Origin of the sequence: Arthrobacter sp. 9V (assembly GCF_902506065.1) — a bacterium.
Lineage (GTDB): Bacteria > Actinomycetota > Actinomycetes > Actinomycetales > Micrococcaceae > Arthrobacter.
Genome location: NZ_LR732912.1, coordinates 1,545,148 through 1,561,925, shown reverse-complemented (window position 1 = coordinate 1,561,925; position 16,778 = coordinate 1,545,148). Strand labels below are relative to the sequence as shown.

Here is a 16,778-nt window from a genome sequence, read left to right as displayed (position 1 = left end):
CTTAGTTTTCTTCCAGTCCCAGTTCCGCGGCAACGGTGACGACGTCGTTCGGAACTTTGACGGGCTGGACATCGCTGCCGTCTTCGGTACGGAGGGCCCACTGCGGGTCCTTGAGTCCATGGCCCGTAACAGTGATGACGATGGTTTTTCCGGACGGAACTTCGCCGGCGGCGTGCTTCTTGATCAAGCCGGCAACACCGGCAGCAGAGCCGGGTTCGACGAAGACGCCTTCCTTGGCGGACAACCAGCGGTGGGCGGCCAGGATCTCATCATCGGTGACGGCTTCGATCAGGCCGCCCGATTCCTCACGCGCTGCAACTGCGCTGTCCCACGATGCCGGGTTACCGATCCGGATGGCAGTGGCGATGGTGTCCGGTTCAGTGATGGGGTGTCCGGCAACGAACGGCGCGGCACCTGCAGCCTGGAAGCCCCACATGACCGGTGTCTTGGTTGATACAGCCGGAAGAGTTCCGTTGGCGGTCTCGAAGGGCGCCGAGTATTCCTTGTAGCCCTTCCAGTAGGCGGTGATATTGCCGGCGTTACCTACGGGCAGTACGTGGATGTCAGGGGCATCTCCGAGGCTGTCCACAACTTCGAAAGCACCGGTTTTCTGGCCCTGGATACGCGCCGGGTTGACGGAGTTCACCAGAAACACAGGGTATGCCTCGCCAAGCTTGCGGGCGATGTCCAGGCAGTTATCGAAGTTGCCGTCAACCTGGAGCAGCGTGGCGCCGTGAGCGATTGCCTGGCTCAGCTTGCCCATGGAGATTTTGCCCTCAGGTACCAGCACTGCGCACTTGAGGCCGGCGGCCGTGGCATAAGCTGCGGCTGAAGCGGAGGTGTTGCCTGTTGAAGCGCAGACTACAGCTTTGGCACCGGCCTCCACGGCAGCGGTCATGGCCATGGTCATGCCACGATCTTTGAAGGAACCCGTGGGGTTCATTCCTTCAACTTTCAGGTAAACCTCGGACCCGGTCAGCTCGGAAAGCTTCTGCGCGTGGACGAGCGGCGTGCCGCCCTCGCCGAGGGTGATGACCTTGGTGGCTTCCGTTACAGGCAAACGATCAGCGTATTCGCGGATTACTCCGCGCCATTGGTGAGCCACTTAGACCCCTTCTACCCGCAGTACGGATGTTACAGAATTGATGACGTCCAGGCCTTTGACGGCCTCGACGGTTGCCGCGAGTGCAGCTTCGGACGCACGGTGCGTCACGATTTTCAGCTCGGCTGACTCGATGTTCGAGGCAGAGTCGCGGTGGATCGTTTGGCGCATCGTTTCGATGGAAACGCCATTCTCGGCAAAGATGTGCGCGATCCTGGCCAGCACGCCGGCTTGGTCAGCGACATCCAGGCCGATGTAGTAACTAGTGGTGGACGCATCAATGGCCAGCACCGGGACGTGGCCCGTGGTGGTTTCCGTCCGGCCGGGACCGCCGAGGACCAAGCGCCGCGCAGCGGACACGAGGTCGCCCAGGACCGCAGATGCGGTGGGGGTCCCACCAGCGCCCTGTCCGTAGAACATCAGCTCACCTGCGTTCTCGGCCTCGATGAAGACGGCGTTGAAAGCACCTCGCACAGCAGCCAGCGGGTGTTCACGCGGCAGGAGGGTGGGATGGACGCGCACGGAAATGCCGCTTCCGTTCTCTGATGAGTCGATCTTCTCGGCAATGGCGAGCAGCTTGATCACAAAGCCGGCTTCCTTGGCGGAAGCTATGTCCGCAGCGCTGACCTTGGTGATGCCTTCGCAATAGACGTCATCCAGGGAGAACCGTGTGTGGAAGGACAATGACGCAAGGATCGCGGCCTTCGCTGCAGCGTCGTGGCCTTCCACATCGGCGGTGGGGTCTGCTTCGGCGTAACCCAGGCGCTGGGCTTCGGCCAAGGCATCGGAGAACTGAGCGCCGGTGGTGTCCATCTGATCAAGGATGAAGTTGGTGGTGCCGTTGACAATGCCCAGCACGCGGGTGATGCGGTCGCCGGACAGGCTGTCGCGGATGGGTCGCAGGATGGGGATGGCTCCGGCGACGGCGGCCTCGTAGGACAGCTGGACTCCGGCCTTGTCGGCCTCTTCGTACAGTGTGGGGCCGTCCTGTGCGAGGAGGGCCTTGTTGCCGGTGACAACGCATGCGCCGTTTTGGATGGCAGTGAGAATCAGCGAGCGGGCCGGTTCGATGCCGCCCATGAGTTCGATGACCAGGTCCGCGTCCTTGACCAAGGTATCGGCATCAGTGGTGAATAGTTCGCGCGGAAGTTCGACGTCACGCGGAGATTCGATATTGCGCACGGCGATGCCGGAAAGTTCCAGGCGTGCACCGCTGCGGGCAGCGAGGGCCTCGGCGTCGTCAATCAGAATCCGCGCAACCTGGGCCCCAACGTTGCCACAGCCCAGCAGGGCCACCTTCAAGGTTCGCACTTCAGACATTCGCCACTCCCATGTCGCGGTTCAAGAGATCTTCTTCGGTTTCCCCGCGGACAATGAGCCTGGCGGCTCCGTCGCGTACAGCGACAACGCCAGGCCGGGCCAGGTAGTTGTAGTTGCTGGAAAGGGCCCAGCAGTAGGCGCCGGTACCCGGTACTGCGAGCAAATCACCGGCTGCCACATCCGCGGGCAGATATACATCTCTAACAACTATGTCGCCGCTCTCGCAATGTTTGCCCACTACTCGGGACAGTTGCGGGGCCGCACTTGAGCCACGGGAAGCCAAAATTGCCGAATAATCCGCGTCGTAAAGCACCGGACGGGCGTTGTCGCTCATGCCGCCATCCACCGACACATAGCGCCGCGGATACGTAACGTTCTCCTGCCCGTCGTCGCCACCCGGGGCGTCCACGCGGACCGTTTTCAGCGTGCCCACTTCGTACAGCGTGAAGGTGGTACTGCCCACAATCGCGCGTCCAGGTTCGATGGAGATCCGGGGCGGGGTGATGTTCAGCTCGGCACACTTGGAACGCACGACGGCGGCCATCGCCTGCGCAATTTCCGCTGGCGGCCGTGGAGTGTCCACTGGGGTATAGGCGATTCCATAGCCACCACCGAGGTCCAGCTCGGGCATGACGATGGAGTATTTGGACTGCATGGCGGCCAGGAAGCCCAGTAGCTTCTCCGCTGCAACGGCAAAGCCGTCGGCCTCGAAGATCTGCGAGCCGATGTGGCAGTGCAAACCCAGAAGCTCGATGCCGGCGTAAGACGTTGCTGCTGCCACCGCTTCTTCGGCTGCAGAGAGGCCCGCTTCTTCGGTGGAATCCCCGGCCATGGAAAGCCCAAACTTCTGGTCTTCGTGTGCGGTGGCGATGAACTCGTGGGTGTGCGCGTGCACGCCAGGGGTCAGGCGCAGCATGACCTTGGCAACCTCGCCCCGGCTGGAAGCTATCTTGGCAACCCGCTCAAGTTCGTCGAGGCTATCCACAACGATCCTGCCAAGTTTCATGTCCAGGGCGCGGTTGATCTCTGCGTCAGACTTGTTGTTGCCATGCAAACCGAGATTGGAGCCGTCGACTCCGGCACGGGCAGCGACCGCGAGTTCGCCGCCCGAACACGTATCCAGGCGGAGACCCTCTTCTGCTACCCAACTGGCCACGGCGGTACATAGGAAGGATTTCCCCGCGTAGTAGACATCCACTCCCCCGCAGATGTCATCAAACGCGGCGTCGAAGGCGTCTTTGAAAGCCCGCGCCCGGGATCGGAAGTCTGATTCGCTCATGACGAACAGCGGAGTTCCGAACTGTTCCTTGAGCTCACTGACGGAAATACCGTCAACGGTGACTTCACCGGCGTCGTTCTTCCCTACTCCGGAGGCCCACATGGGCTCCTGCAATGCGTTGAGGTCCGCGGGGACGGCCAACCAGTCGGGCGCCAGCGGAGATGCGTGATCAGCGGCTGCATTCATTGCCTTACATCCGTTCCGGCGCCGAAACGCCCAGCAGTTCGAGTCCGTTGGCCAGCACTTGGCTGGTGGCGTCATTGAGCCAGAGTCGGGTGCGGTTGACGTCCAGGACAGGATCATCACCCTGCGGCGACACCCGGCAGGCGTCGTACCAGCGGTGATAGGCCCCGGCAATAACTTCAAGGTGCCGGGCCACACGGTGCGGCTCCCGCAGTTCGGCGGCCTTGGCCACGATGGAGGGATAGCTGCCCAGGTAGGAAAGCAACTCGTTTTCCGTGGCGTGGTCCAGGAGCGAGGCGTCGAAGGCATCCACTCCATCAACCTGCCGCTCCACGCCGGCTTCGGCAGCGTTGCGCGCCGTGCCACGGGAACGGGCGTGGGCGTACTGCACGTAAAACACGGGGTTCTCGTTGCTGTGTTTTTTCAACAGCTCCGGATCCAAAGTCAACGGCGAGTCGGCCGGGAAGCGGGCCAGTGAGTACCGGACAGCGTCCTTGCCAAGCCAGGAGATGAGATCCTTGAGCTCGATGATGTTGCCGGCACGCTTGGACAACTTGGCACCATTGACGGACACAAGCTGGCCGATCAGGACCTCGATGTTGACTTCGGGATCATCGCCCGCGCAGGCCGCAATGGCCTTCAGGCGGTTGATGTACCCGTGGTGATCCGCGCCGAGCAGGTAGATCTTCTCCGTGAACCCGCGGTCCTTCTTTGAGAGGTAATACGCAGCGTCCGCAGCAAAATAGGTGGGTTCGCCATTCGCACGGATCATGACACGGTCTTTGTCGTCACCGAAGTCAGTGGTGCGCAACCAAACGGCACCGCCGTCATCGAACACGTGGCCTTGCTCCCGAAGGCGGGCAACGGCGGATTCGATCGCACCGGCGTCGTGCAGTTCCTTCTCCGAGAAGAAGACATCGAACTCCACCCCGAACTCCGCCAGGGTGGTCTTGATGTCCGCCATCTGTGCCTCATAGGCAGCGGCCCGGATAACGGGCAGGGCTGCCTCATCGGTCAGTTCGCGGATGCCGGGGTGAGCCTTGAGGACTTCGTCGCCAAGTTCACGAATGTATTCGCCCGGGTAGCCACCCTCCGGAACCCCGCGGCCATGAAGCCGGGAGAGGACGGAGTTGGCGAAAACGTTCATCTGCGAACCGGCGTCGTTGATGTAGTACTCAGCGGTGACGTCCGCACCGGAGGCGCGCAGGACCCGTGCAATCGCATCACCCAGGGCCGCCCAGCGGGTGTGCCCGATGTGGAGCGGACCGGTGGGATTGGCCGACACAAACTCCATGTTAACCACGCGGCCCGCGAGGGCCTGGTTGGTGCCGTAATGGCTTCCGGCCTCAACAATGGCCTTTGCGAGGGCACCGGCAGCGGCTGCATCAACGGTGATGTTAAGGAAGCCGGGACCGGCAATTTCCACCCCGGTTACGCCGGGAATGCCCTGCAGATGGCTGCTAAGGATTCCCGCGAATTCGCGCGGATTCATGCCGGCTTGCTTGGAGAGCTGCAGGGCGATGTTGGTGGCCCAGTCTCCATGATCCCGGTTCTTGGGTCGCTCCACTCGCACTGATTCGGGCAAGGCAGATTCCGTCAAGGTGATTTCGCCGGTAGAGACGGCGTCCTTAAGGCAGGCGGATATGGCAGCAGAGAGTTCTTCGGGAGTCACGCTTCTAGCCTACCGGGGGCCCGCAAAGTCGCGGAATTGAGGCTCTCCTATGTGGATAATCCGGACACAAGCCACGCACAGGAACGGCTCGCAGACGGCACAGACTGAACCATTACGCTGAATTCAACGTTGTGAACACGTAGGGGGTGGCCTTAGTGGTTGTCCCGATACCCGCAGTATTCACAAAAATGACGATTGACGAATTCTTGTCCCAGTTGACTTGTCCAGTTGAAACGAGCAGAACCATGACTACGCCACTCCGCAAGAGCCTCTACGTTGGTTTCGCCGGCCTCTCCATCATCGGAACAGCCGCGGCATGCGCCCCCACTACGCAAGCACCTGCAGCCCAAAATCCGGCTACCCAGGAAGCCGGTCAGGCGTCAACAACCAGCCCGACAGCTGCCGGCACGTCATCATCGGAGACTGCAGCCTCCACCGGCGAGTCCACCTATAAAGACGGAACTTACAGCTCGGATGGCACGTACACCTCCCCAAATGGCCAGGAAACGGTAGGTGTTGAACTCACGTTGGCAGCTGACAAGGTCTCTGCTGTCAACATCACGGTCCACCCCTCCAACCCCAATACAAAGAAATTCCAGGGTGAGTTCGCCAGTGGCATTGCTGCGCAGATCGTGGGTAAGGACATCGACGAGCTCAATGTATCCAAGGTAGCCGGCTCGTCACTGACTTCCGGCGGCTTCAACGAAGCCGTGGAACAGATCAAGTCCCAGGCCAAGTAGCGGGACATGCCGCACCCTGGCTGGAGCACCTGCAAGTTCGAAGGGATCGGTACTCAGTGGGAAATTTCGACGCCGCTCGATGTTGCTCCTGCTGTCCGGGACGAACTGCTTGAAACAGTCGCGGCGTACGACAAGACGTGGTCGCGGTTCAGGTCCGATTCCATAGTCTCCTGCCTGTCCCGCGGCCCAGGCAGGATCACGTTGCCGGAGCATGCATGCGACCTCCAAGAGGTGTACTGCGCCCTGTATCGCCTCAGCGGTGGCACCATGACCCCGCTGATCGGTACCAGCCTGGAGCGGCTGGGTTATGACTCCGCCTACACCCTTATGCCCGCCGGAAGTCCCGTCGCTCCGCCATCCTGGGAAGACGTCCTTGACTGGTCCGGCACCGGGCTCGCTGTGAAGGAGGCGGTGGTCCTGGACATTGGAGCCGCCGGAAAGGGCCAACTCGTTGACCTGTTGGGCGACGTCCTTCGGAATCGGGGGCACAGCGACTTCCTGGTGGATGGAAGCGGAGACATGCTGCACGCGGGCAGCCATCCGGTCACCGTTGCGTTGGAGCACCCCTACAACCCACGGCAAGCAATCGGCACAGTGGAGCTGGACAACGCTGCACTGTGTGCTTCGGCTTCGAACCGCCGTGCTTGGGGAGATGGCCTCCACCATGTTCTGGACGGGACCACGGGTCACCCGATACAGACCACTGTGGCTACATGGACCATTGCGGCGAGCGCCTTGGTGGCCGACGCACTGGCCACGGCTTTGTTCATGGTTGAACCTCCACGATTGGAGGAGGAGTTTGAATTCTCGTGGCTTACGGTGTCCTCCGGTGGCGCTGCCGCATATTCGAACCTTTTTGAGGGGAGACTGTTCACATGATTGCCGCTAAGTCCCGAGTAGACACCTGGTTGGGCCGTTTCACCATGTATCGCTTGATTCTCTGGGTGCTGGGCGTGTTGGCGGTCTACAGCATGGTCCTGAATGTCCTGGGCTGGTTGACCTTTGGCCTGCCTGAGATGTTGGTCCATTTAGCGCTTTGCCTTGGGGTGACCTACGCGTCCAGCCGGCTGCTTGCCTTGCTCTTCGGGGTCAAACCGCACACTGAGTCCTCGTTGATCACCGGGTTGTTGCTGTACTTCCTGTTTTGGCCCGCCTTTGGGTTGATGGATATGGCCGGGGTCGCTTTGGCATGCGTGCTGGCCAGCGTCTCCAAGTACGCCCTGGCCTTCCGTGGGCGGCATATCTTCAACCCGGCTGCAGTGGGAGCGTTCATTACGGGTCTGACCGGGCTGAACATTGCCACGTGGTGGGCTGCCACGCCTGCCATGCTTTGGCTTCTGGTTCCGGGAGTGGTGATGGTCCTGTACCGTACCCGGAAAATGCTCATGGCCACGGTCTTCCTGGTGGCTGCTGCAAGCATCATCACCGTGGAGTTGCTTGCCCGCAATATGACATTGGGCCAAGCCCTGTGGCAGACCCTGGCGCAACGGCCGTTGCTGTTTTTCGTGGGGTTCATGCTTTCCGAGCCCCTCACCCTTCCTCCCCGGCGGTGGCAGCAACTGGCGATTGCCGGCGTCGTGGGTGTTGTTTTCGCAGTTCCGTACAATTTCGGGTTCATTGCCAACTCCCCGGAGCTGGCGTTGTTGTTGGGCAACCTCATTGCTTTCTTCCTGGGACAGCGTGGAGGCGTTCAACTCACGTTCAAGGGTTCGCGCCCTCTCACACCGGCCACAACTGAGTTCAGGTTCGAACCGCGGAGGCCGGTGCGCTTCGCGGCAGGGCAGTTCATGGAGCTGAACCTTCCTCACGCAGGCTCTGATGGGAAAGGGCGTCGACGGGTCTTCAGTATCACCAGCCCGCCCGGCGCGGAGGAAGTCACCTTCGGCGTGGGCACCGCCGGGCCCCTTTCCACAGCGAAGAAAGCACTGCTTGCACTTCGGCCAGGGGACAGTGTTTCCGCAACAGCGGTGGGTGGCGACTTTGTCCTACCGAACGACGCCGGGAAGCCGGTCCTGCTCATCGCCGCAGGAATCGGCATCACTCCTTTCCTGTCGCAGCTGGCGGCCAAGGACGCCGCACGCGACACCGTGGTGCTGTATCTGGCAAAAAGCCGCGATGAGCTGGCTTGTGTGGAACAGTTGCGGGCGTCAGGCGCCAAGGTTATCGCGCGTCTCGCGGACGGGTCCGCTCCCCCGGAGTTCATGTTCGACGCCGGCGCCTCCAGGATTGATGCATCGCGGCTTAAGGAGCTGGTTCCGGACATTGGGGATCGGGAAGTGTTCGTCTCCGGGTCCCCGGCGAGTGTGGATTCCCTGCGCTCTGCAGCACGTGGAGCCGGAGCGCGCCGGGTCCGCGTGGACTCGTTCGCCGGCTACTGATCGGAACGTTCCCGGCAGGGCTCGCCGCGGGGGCACCGGGTTTTCATTTGCGGCGCAGTGGCTGCTAAGCTCTAGGACGTCCCACCGGCAACGGAGGGAACCCCGGATGCCCTCGTAGCTCAGGGGATAGAGCGTCTGCCTCCGGAGCAGAAGGCCGTAGGTTCGAATCCTATCGAGGGCACAATGAATACCCCGCCAGCATTGCTGGCGGGGTATTTTTTTGTCCCGGATACTGACTATCAGTTCGGGGCTTGCCGGACCTGAACCGCAATAATGTCCGCCCCTGCTCCTAGGCTGAATTCAGTTGGTCATACCGATAGCCAAAGGGGTTTGCCGTGATGTGCTCGATCGTCCCGCCGTACATGCTTCGCAAGATAGCCGCCCAAAACGAGCCCCGGCTGCGTGCCGTTGCCAGGGCAGCCAAAGAGTCTCTGCTGCACATCAAAGACTTGCAAGCCATCCGCACAGCTCCCCTCCCGCCGGCGCCACCCAGTGCCCGCCAGGCCAAGCCCGGTCCGCCGAAGCGGACCATTTACGATGCTGAGTCTTCAGAATCGCTGCCCGGACGTGTGGTCCGAAAGGAAGGGGCGGCACCTGTTGGGGACGTGGCCGCCGACGAGGCCTATGACGGCCTCGGGAGCACGCATCGCCTGTATGGCGAGGTTTTCGGCAGGGACTCGATTGACGATGCCGGCCTCGTCCTGGATGCAACTGTCCATTACGGGAAGCTCTATGACAACGCCTTTTGGGATGGCTCCCAAATGGTTTTCGGCGATGGCGATGGGCAGATCTTCCAGCGCTTCACCAAGTCCCTCAGCGTCATCGGCCACGAACTCACTCACGGGGTTACCCAATACACTGCCAACCTGGCCTACCGGAACCAGGCCGGTGCGCTCAACGAGTCCATGTCTGACGTGTTCGGCGTCCTTGTGGAGCAGTACCTGAAGAAGGAGTCAGCCAAGCAAGCAAGCTGGCTCATCGGTGAGGGGCTCTTCACGGACCAGGTTCAAGGCGCCGCCCTGCGCTCCATGAAGGCTCCGGGCACTGCCTACGACGACGACGTCCTCGGCAAGGATCCCCAGCCGGACTCCATGGATACGTACGTGCGGACCAGTGCTGACAATGGCGGAGTGCATATCAACTCCGGAATCCCCAACAAGGCTTTCTATGTGGTGGCCACAGAACTTGGCGGCAATGCGTGGGAGGCGCCGGGCCAGATCTGGTACGGCACACTGACCAGCGGAAGCCTCCCCGCGACATGCACGTTTGGAAAATTTGCCAAGACCACCGTGTCCACCGCCGAAGAACTCTTCGGTTCCGGTTCAGCGGAGCATGACGCCGTCCTGAAGGCGTGGGAGACTGTGAAGGTCAAGGTTTAGTCAGCTGGCGGGGCCGGACTGTTCGCTTCCGTCCCTGCCGTTGGCTGGCTACGGAGCAAAAGAACGAGAAGCAGCCGGTCATGAAGATCACGGTCCAACGCAGTGGGGGAATTGCAGCGATGACTCGCGTCTGGAGCGTGGACGCGGTCTCCCCCGATGACAAAGATCGATGGGTTCCGATCGTGGAGGCTTGCCCTTGGGATGAAGCCAAAAGCCAGTCGCGGGCAGCCAACGAGCCTGACCGCTTCATGTACTCCATCAGGGCAGGCCAACGCCGTGCCACTCTCCCGGACCGTGCTGTCACCGGCCCTTGGCAGGAACTGGTGGAATGCGCCAAAGCTGAAGGATCAGAGTCACGGGGCCAGCTGGGCAGCCGCGGCTAGTCCCCGGCAATTCGGCTGGCTCAGATGGCTTCTGCCAATTGCCCGCGGAAGGCACGCCGGTAACTTTGGGGACTCGTGTCCAGCACTTTGGTGAAATGGTGCCGGAGCAGCACCGAATGTCCGAACCCTGCCTCCCTGGCAATTTCATCGATGTTAAGCTCGGTGGTTTCCAATAGTTCCTGCGCACGCAGCACGCGTTGGGAGTTCAGCCAGGCTGCCGGGGTCGCTCCGGTTTCAGCCCGGAATTTTCGGGCGAACGTCCTGGGCGACATATGGAGCCGTCCAGCCAGATCGTTCACGCTGTGCTCCTCGTCGAGGTGTTCCACCATCCAGCGCAGCAGCGCTTCCATTGGCGCGGAACCACAGCGGGGCATTGGTCTGTCGATGAACTGGGCCTGTCCACCGTCGCGATGCGGGGGTACCACCATGTCCCGCGCTATGGCCGCAGCCACATTCGCCCCCAACTCCTCACGGACAAGGTGGAGGCATGCGTCGATCCCGGCGGCCGTTCCCGCGCTGGTGATGATGGTTCCGTCCTGCACATAGAGGACGTTTTCATCCACGATCGCGGTCGGATAACGGCTCGCCAGATCCTGGGAATAGTGCCAGTGCGTGGTGCATCGGCGACCGTCCAGAAGCCCGGCGCGTGCCAGAGCATACGCTCCGGAGCAAATGGACATCACCCACGCACCCCGCTCATGGGCCGCCCGCAGGGCTTCCAAAACCGACTCGGGAATTTCCTGGTCCCGGCCGAACGGCGCCATGATGACAAGGTCTGCATCGGCTGCTGCTTCGAGGCCCAGGTTTACGTGAAGCGACAGTCCGGACTTCATCTGGACGTCGCCCGGTTCCGGGGCAACCACCCGGAAATCGAAGGCCGGCACCCCGACACCGCGATCCGATCGGTCGATGCCAAAAACCTCGAATGCCGTTCCAAATTCGAAGACCGAGAAGTTGGGGACAACGATCACCGCCACCGATTTCAACATAACTCCAGTGTGGCAGAAAATTATCTAAATGGGGCATTTCTGCCACTGTTTCTTGGTCTTCCACAAGAGCAGGCTGGAGGTATGGAAATCTTCGGAATCATCCTCTTCATAGTCCTCATCACCGCGATCGCTGCCACCATTTCGGCCTTACTGAAGGATGGCCGCGGACACAACCCGCCCATCACGTCCAAGGAAGCATGGAGCGCATTCGACGCTCCCAGCACCCCGTACTGGAACCCCCGCATCTACTAGGACATGCCGGTCCACTGCACTCATGTCTTCAGCCGCGGCCGCCTCCGGCCGCGGCTGGCGCGCCGAATCCATCCCCGGATGCGGCGGTCCTCCATGCTGAACGCACATGGACTAGATTCACTTGCATGATCCAAACCTCCGCCCGACTCCTCCAATTGCTATCGCTGTTGCAGGTGCGCAGGGAATGGACGGGACCGGCGCTTGCTGACCGTATGGGCGTGACGGAGCGGACCGTTCGGCGCGACATCGACAAACTGCGCAATCTGGGATATCCCATTCACGCATCCCCTGGAATCGCGGGCGGCTACCAACTTGGTGCAGGTGCGCAGCTCCCTCCATTGCTGCTCGATGACAATGAGGCACTGGCAGTAGCCTTGGGATTGAACTCTGTGGCCGCAGGTCCTGTTGCCGGCATTGGCGAGGCCTCAGTCCGCGCGTTGGCGAAGCTGGAGCAAGTACTGCCGTCGCGGCTGCGACCCAAGTTCGCAATGTTGAAAGCCGCAGTCACCACCCTCCCCAGCAACGCGGGAACCGTTGATCCTCAACAACTGACCGTAGTTTCGGCCGCGATTTCAGACAGGCGGCAAATCTCCTTCGACTACGTCAAGTCCGACGGCGAGTCTGCACGCCGGCTGGTGGAGCCCTACAGGTTGGTGGACACCGGCCGTCGCTGGTACTTGGTGGCTTGGGATGTTGAGCGGGAGGATTGGCGGACTTTCCGGGCTGACCGTCTGGCATCCCTGCCATCTGAACGCAAAAAGTACACCCCGCGCCCCCTGCCCGCGGAGGACCTCGCCGCCTACGTGCAGCAGTCGATCACCCGCTCGCCGTACAGATTCGACGTCGTGGTGCGGCTCCGCGCGCCCCTGGCCGAGGTGGCCGCCGTCGTCAATTCCCAGTACGCCACCCTTGCAGCCGACGGCCCCAAGGCCACCATGCTGCGGTCCGGATGGGACAATCTGGCAGCCCCGGCGGCGTATCTGGCAGCGCTGGACATGGACTTCGAGATCCTTGAGCCGGGTGAATTCAAGTCCTATGCCATGGAACTTTCGCACCGCCTGAGCGCCGCAGCCGGTACTGTGACGGACACCGCGGACGCCGAACCGCAGCCACAGTAGACTGGCAGCAGCCATGACACTTCATATTTCCTACCCCGCAGAGCTGCCCGTCTCCGAGCGCCGCGAGGATCTGATGGCGGCCATTGCCGCAAACCAGGTGACCATCATTGCCGGCGAGACCGGCTCGGGTAAGACCACCCAGATCCCCAAGATGTGCCTCGAACTTGGCCTTGGAGACAAGGGCCTGATCGGGCACACCCAGCCACGCCGGCTGGCAGCCCGTACTGTAGCCGAGCGAATCGCCTCTGAACTGGATGTGGAGATTGGCCAGGAAGTGGGCTTCCAGGTCCGGTTCACCGGCGAAGTCAGCGCATCCACCAAGATCAAGCTGATGACCGACGGCATCCTCCTCGCGGAGATCCAGCGGGACAAACTGCTGCGGAAGTACAGCACCATCATCATCGACGAGGCCCATGAGCGCAGCCTCAACATCGACTTCATTCTGGGCTACCTCAAGCGCATCCTCCCCCAGCGCCCGGACCTCAAGGTCATCATCACCTCGGCCACGATCGATCCCCAACGTTTCGCCAAGCACTTCGGCAGCGAGGAAGATCCAGCGCCGATCATCGAAGTGTCCGGACGAACATATCCGGTGGAGATCCGATACCGGCCCCTTTCCCAACCTGCGGGCGGGGACGACGACACCTCGGATGACGAACTCGAAGAGGACCGCGATCCCCTGGACGCTGTGTGCGACGCAGTGGACGAGCTCGCCAAGGAAGCACCGGGCGACATCCTCATCTTCTTCTCCGGAGAACGCGAAATCCGGGATGCCGCCGAGGCGATCAACGGCCGTATCCAAACAAACAGGCGCCTTGCCGGGACGGAAGTCCTGCCCCTCTTTGCCCGTTTGAGCCTGCAGGAACAGCACCGAGTGTTCAACCCCGGTGGAAAACGACGCATCATCCTGGCCACCAACGTTGCCGAGACGTCGCTGACCGTACCCGGCATCAAATATGTGATCGACACCGGTACCGCCCGTATTTCCCGTTACTCGCACCGGACCAAAGTCCAGCGGCTTCCCATTGAGCGTGTTTCCCAGGCCTCGGCCAACCAGCGCTCAGGCCGCTGCGGGCGCGTGTCCGAGGGCATTGCAATCCGCTTGTACTCAGAGGAGGACTTCGAGTCGCGTCCGCTGTTCACGGATCCTGAGATCCTCCGGACCAACCTCGCTGCCGTCATCCTGCAGATGACCGCCATGGGCGTTGCCCGTGGACCCAAAGACGTAGAGAACTTCCCCTTCGTGGAGCCACCGGACTCACGGGCCATCAACGACGGCGTCACGCTCCTGCGTGAACTCGGCGCCTTGACCTCTCCCAAGTCCGGTGACGCCGGCGGCAACGGTCGCAGCGGCAGTGGACTGACCGCCGTAGGGCAGAAACTTGCACAGCTGCCGGTGGATCCGCGGTTGGGCCGGATGATTGTGGAAGCGGGCAAGCGCGGCTGTGTCCGCGAGGTCATGATCCTGGCGGCTGCCCTCACCATTCAGGACCCCAGGGAACGGCCCACGGACAAGCAACAGTTGGCTGCTGAGAAGCATGCACGTTTCCGCGATGAGTTGTCGGACTTCACCGGCTTCCTGAACTTGTGGAACTACATCCAGGAAAAGCAGCGCGAGCTCTCTTCCACACAGTTCCGTAAGCTGTGCCGCAACGAGTTCATCAATTACCTGCGTGTCCGTGAGTGGCAGGACCTTTTCACCCAACTCCGGCAGATGGCCAAACCCCTCGGCATCGCGCTGGACAACAAGCGCGAAGCTGATCCGGTGGGGAACTATGAGGGCATCCACATCAGCCTGCTTTCCGGCTTGCTGAGCCACATCGGCCTCCTGGATGAGCGCAAGCGTGAGTACGCCGGTGCCCGCGGAAGCCGCTTTGCGATTTTCCCTGGTTCAGCGCTGTTCAAGAAATCGCCCACGTTCGTCATGGCGGCGGAACTGGTGGAAACAAGCCGCCTCTGGGCTAGAGTTGCCGCCAAGTTCGATCCCCTATGGGCCGAGCAGGTAGCCCCGGACCTGGTGAAGCGGTCCTACAGTGAACCGCATTGGTCTTCCCGGCAGGGCGCCGTCATGGCCCACGAGAAAGTGACGCTGTACGGCGTACCCATCATCCCCAACCGCCGTGTCAACTACGGGCGCGTCGATCCGGAGTTGTCGCGCGAATTGTTTATCCGCCATGCCCTGGTGGAGGGCGAGTGGAAAACCCACCATAAATTCTTCCACCGGAACCGCGCCTTGCTCCAGGAGATCGAAGAACTCGAAACCCGCATGAGGCGCCGGGACATCCTGGTGGACGATCAGACGCTTTTCGAGTTCTACGACGCCCGGGTGGGCAAGGAAGTGGTCTCCGAGCGGCACTTTGACAAGTGGTGGAAGGACGCCCGCCAGTCCGACCCCGATCTCCTGGACTTCGACCAATCGTTGCTGATGAGCGAGGATGCCGAGGCACTGGACGACTCCGCATATCCAAAGAGTTGGCACCACAAGGGCTTCGAGCTCCCGTTGAGCTACGAGTTCCACCCTGTGGCGCCCGGCTCGGCCCCCAATCCCTCCGATGGCGTCACCGCTGAAGTTCCTGTGTTGTTCCTCAACCAGATGGATGACTCCCCCTTCCGCTGGCAGATCCCCGGCCAACGGGTAGAGCTGGTGACGGCCCTCATCAAATCGTTGCCCAAGCAGGTCCGGAAGAATTTCGTGCCTGCCCCGGATGTTGCGAGGCAAGCAACAGCTGCACTGGAAGCTGACTTCGATCCCGCCACCGACGAACTTGAGCCCTCCTTGGAACTGGTCCTTCGCCGGCTCCGCGGGCACGTCATTCCCCCCGGATCCTGGAACTGGGAAGCCGTACCGCCGCACCTGCGGGTGAGCTTCAAGGTGGTGGACAGCCGCGGCAAGGTACTTGATGAAGGTAAAGATCTTGCCGAACTCCAGGAAAAGCTGGCACCGGCTACCCGCCGTGCAATCGCTGAATCGCTCGGCGCCACGCCCGCGACGACGTCCCGCGCCAAGGGTGGCAAGGGAACGGATAGGACAGGCACGCCCAACGGCAACACGCCTGCCGCCGGAGAAACCCGCGCCGGCGATGGATTGCTTGCCGAACGCGGCGGCATCACCACGTGGGACTTCGGCACCATGGAGCGTCAGGTGACGCGAACCGTCAAGGGGCATAGAGTCACAGGTTTCCCTGCCATTGTGGACGAAGGAAAGTCCGTTGGGCTTCGGGTTTTCCAGACCCGGCAGGAACAGGAAGCCGCCATGCGGGCCGGTGTCATCCGGCTGCTCGCCCTGCGGATCCCGCCACCTGACCGGTACGTGCTGGAACACCTCAGCAACACGGAGAAATTGACGTTCAGCCAGAACCCGCATGGTTCCGTGAGCGCACTCATCGCGGACTGCGCACTGGCAGCAATCGACAAATTGGTTCCCCAGGATCTGCCGTGGAACAAGGAAGCCTTCGATGCTTTATACGAGGTTGTCCGGGCAGAACTGATTGATACGGTCTTCACAGTGACAGCCGTCGTCGAACGCATTTTGGCCAGTACGCGGCGCATTCAGAAGCAGCTGAAGTCCAACACCAGCCTGCATCTGATCAGCGCCCTCAATGACATGAAGAGCCAACTGGAGCAACTGGTGTTCCCTGGTTTTGTGGCACAGACGGGCTATGGACAGCTTAGTCAATTGCCGCGTTACCTCCAGGGAATCGAGAAACGGCTGGAAAAACTTCCCGGCAATGTCCAACGCGATGGCCTGAACATGGCCGTGGTTCAGGCGTTGGAGGACGACTACGACGACGCCGTGTCCGCGCTGCTCCCGGGACGACGCGCCGGCACGGAGTTAACCCGCGTGCGCTGGATGATTGAAGAGCTGCGGGTGAGCCTCTTCGCAGTTGAGCTGGGCACGGCCTACTCGGTGTCGGAGAAGCGCATCCGCACAGCACTGAACCAGGCTCTGGCGCCGGCGTAGACCCACAGGCACGAAAAACCCG

General features: G+C 61.6%; 13 protein-coding genes and 1 tRNA gene. 9 read left to right on the top strand and 5 right to left on the bottom strand.

Features of this window, described 5'->3' with window-relative positions:
• Window position 1 precedes the first annotated feature (1 nt).
• The 4 genes from thrC to argS are packed head-to-tail and all read right to left on the bottom strand — an operon-like array spanning window position 2 to window position 5,556.
• Window positions 2-1,105, bottom strand: a complete 1,104-nt coding sequence (gene thrC / locus BACI9J_RS07290) for a threonine synthase (RefSeq protein ID WP_159733800.1) — start codon at window positions 1,103-1,105, stop codon at window positions 2-4.
• Entirely contained in the window at window positions 1,106-2,422 is a 1,317-nt protein-coding gene (locus BACI9J_RS07285) for a homoserine dehydrogenase (RefSeq protein ID WP_159733799.1), read from the bottom strand.
• Window positions 2,415-3,887, bottom strand: a complete 1,473-nt coding sequence (gene lysA, locus BACI9J_RS07280; RefSeq protein ID WP_159733798.1) for a diaminopimelate decarboxylase — start codon at window positions 3,885-3,887, stop codon at window positions 2,415-2,417. Before lysA ends, BACI9J_RS07285 begins: the two co-directional genes overlap by 8 nt.
• A gap of 4 nt (window positions 3,888-3,891) precedes the next feature.
• Window positions 3,892-5,556, bottom strand: a complete 1,665-nt coding sequence (argS, locus tag BACI9J_RS07275) for an arginine--tRNA ligase (RefSeq protein WP_159733797.1) — start codon at window positions 5,554-5,556, stop codon at window positions 3,892-3,894.
• Window positions 5,557-5,801: 245 nt separating this feature from the next.
• Here argS and BACI9J_RS07270 point away from each other — a divergent pair, with 245 nt between their 5' ends.
• The 6 genes from BACI9J_RS07270 to BACI9J_RS07245 all read left to right on the top strand — a co-directional run bounded on the left by BACI9J_RS07270 (window position 5,802) and on the right by BACI9J_RS07245 (window position 10,436).
• Entirely contained in the window at window positions 5,802-6,296 is a 495-nt protein-coding gene (locus tag BACI9J_RS07270) for an FMN-binding protein (protein WP_159733796.1), read from the top strand.
• 6 nt (window positions 6,297-6,302) lie between these two features.
• Window positions 6,303-7,175 carry an FAD:protein FMN transferase gene (locus tag BACI9J_RS07265; RefSeq protein ID WP_159733795.1) on the top strand — a complete coding sequence of 291 codons (873 nt, stop codon included), beginning with the start codon at window positions 6,303-6,305 and terminating at the stop codon, window positions 7,173-7,175.
• A complete protein-coding gene (locus BACI9J_RS07260) occupies window positions 7,172-8,674 on the top strand; it encodes an FAD-dependent oxidoreductase (protein ID WP_159733794.1) in 1,503 nt (500 codons plus the stop codon). Before BACI9J_RS07265 ends, BACI9J_RS07260 begins: the two co-directional genes overlap by 4 nt.
• Before the next feature lie 108 nt (window positions 8,675-8,782).
• Window positions 8,783-8,855, top strand: a tRNA-Arg gene (locus BACI9J_RS07255).
• A 181-nt stretch (window positions 8,856-9,036) separates the two neighbouring features.
• Window positions 9,037-10,053 (top strand): M4 family metallopeptidase, encoded by a 1,017-nt coding sequence (locus BACI9J_RS07250; RefSeq protein WP_159733793.1) that lies wholly within the window; start codon window positions 9,037-9,039, stop codon window positions 10,051-10,053.
• Window positions 10,054-10,133: 80 nt separating this feature from the next.
• The gene (locus BACI9J_RS07245) at window positions 10,134-10,436 is read left to right on the top strand and encodes a protealysin inhibitor emfourin (protein ID WP_159733792.1); all 303 of its coding nucleotides are present in this window, start codon (window positions 10,134-10,136) and stop codon (window positions 10,434-10,436) included.
• Window positions 10,437-10,456: 20 nt separating this feature from the next.
• Here BACI9J_RS07245 and BACI9J_RS07240 read toward each other — a convergent pair whose 3' ends face one another.
• Window positions 10,457-11,425: a GlxA family transcriptional regulator gene (locus BACI9J_RS07240; RefSeq protein ID WP_159733791.1), complete on the bottom strand. Its 969-nt coding sequence runs from the start codon at window positions 11,423-11,425 to the stop codon at window positions 10,457-10,459.
• An 81-nt stretch (window positions 11,426-11,506) separates the two neighbouring features.
• Between BACI9J_RS07240 and BACI9J_RS07235 the strand changes: the two genes are divergently transcribed.
• The 3 genes from BACI9J_RS07235 to hrpA all read left to right on the top strand — a co-directional run bounded on the left by BACI9J_RS07235 (window position 11,507) and on the right by hrpA (window position 16,756).
• A complete protein-coding gene (locus BACI9J_RS07235; RefSeq protein WP_201296532.1) occupies window positions 11,507-11,677 on the top strand; it encodes a hypothetical protein in 171 nt (56 codons plus the stop codon).
• A gap of 125 nt (window positions 11,678-11,802) precedes the next feature.
• Window positions 11,803-12,795, top strand: a complete 993-nt coding sequence (locus tag BACI9J_RS07230) for a helix-turn-helix transcriptional regulator (RefSeq protein WP_159733790.1) — start codon at window positions 11,803-11,805, stop codon at window positions 12,793-12,795.
• Window positions 12,796-12,808: 13 nt separating this feature from the next.
• Window positions 12,809-16,756: an ATP-dependent RNA helicase HrpA gene (gene hrpA / locus BACI9J_RS07225; RefSeq protein WP_159733789.1), complete on the top strand. Its 3,948-nt coding sequence runs from the start codon at window positions 12,809-12,811 to the stop codon at window positions 16,754-16,756.
• The last annotated feature ends 22 nt before the right edge of the window (window positions 16,757-16,778 follow it).

What these genes read in the sequence shown, in the direction of transcription:
- BACI9J_RS07285 (WP_159733799.1), bottom strand. Translation starts at nt 2,422, where the DNA reads ATGTCTGAAGTGCGAACCTTGAAGGTGGCCCTGCTGGGCTGTGGCAAC.
- lysA (WP_159733798.1), bottom strand. Translation starts at nt 3,887, where the DNA reads ATGAATGCAGCCGCTGATCACGCATCTCCGCTGGCGCCCGACTGGTTG.
- BACI9J_RS07270 (WP_159733796.1), top strand. Translation starts at nt 5,802, where the DNA reads ATGACTACGCCACTCCGCAAGAGCCTCTACGTTGGTTTCGCCGGCCTC.
- BACI9J_RS07265 (WP_159733795.1), top strand. Translation starts at nt 6,303, where the DNA reads ATGCCGCACCCTGGCTGGAGCACCTGCAAGTTCGAAGGGATCGGTACT.
- BACI9J_RS07260 (WP_159733794.1), top strand. Translation starts at nt 7,172, where the DNA reads ATGATTGCCGCTAAGTCCCGAGTAGACACCTGGTTGGGCCGTTTCACC.
- BACI9J_RS07250 (WP_159733793.1), top strand. Translation starts at nt 9,037, where the DNA reads ATGCTTCGCAAGATAGCCGCCCAAAACGAGCCCCGGCTGCGTGCCGTT.
- BACI9J_RS07245 (WP_159733792.1), top strand. Translation starts at nt 10,134, where the DNA reads ATGAAGATCACGGTCCAACGCAGTGGGGGAATTGCAGCGATGACTCGC.
- BACI9J_RS07240 (WP_159733791.1), bottom strand. Translation starts at nt 11,425, where the DNA reads ATGTTGAAATCGGTGGCGGTGATCGTTGTCCCCAACTTCTCGGTCTTC.
- BACI9J_RS07235 (WP_201296532.1), top strand. Translation starts at nt 11,507, where the DNA reads ATGGAAATCTTCGGAATCATCCTCTTCATAGTCCTCATCACCGCGATC.
- BACI9J_RS07230 (WP_159733790.1), top strand. Translation starts at nt 11,803, where the DNA reads ATGATCCAAACCTCCGCCCGACTCCTCCAATTGCTATCGCTGTTGCAG.
- hrpA (WP_159733789.1), top strand. Translation starts at nt 12,809, where the DNA reads ATGACACTTCATATTTCCTACCCCGCAGAGCTGCCCGTCTCCGAGCGC.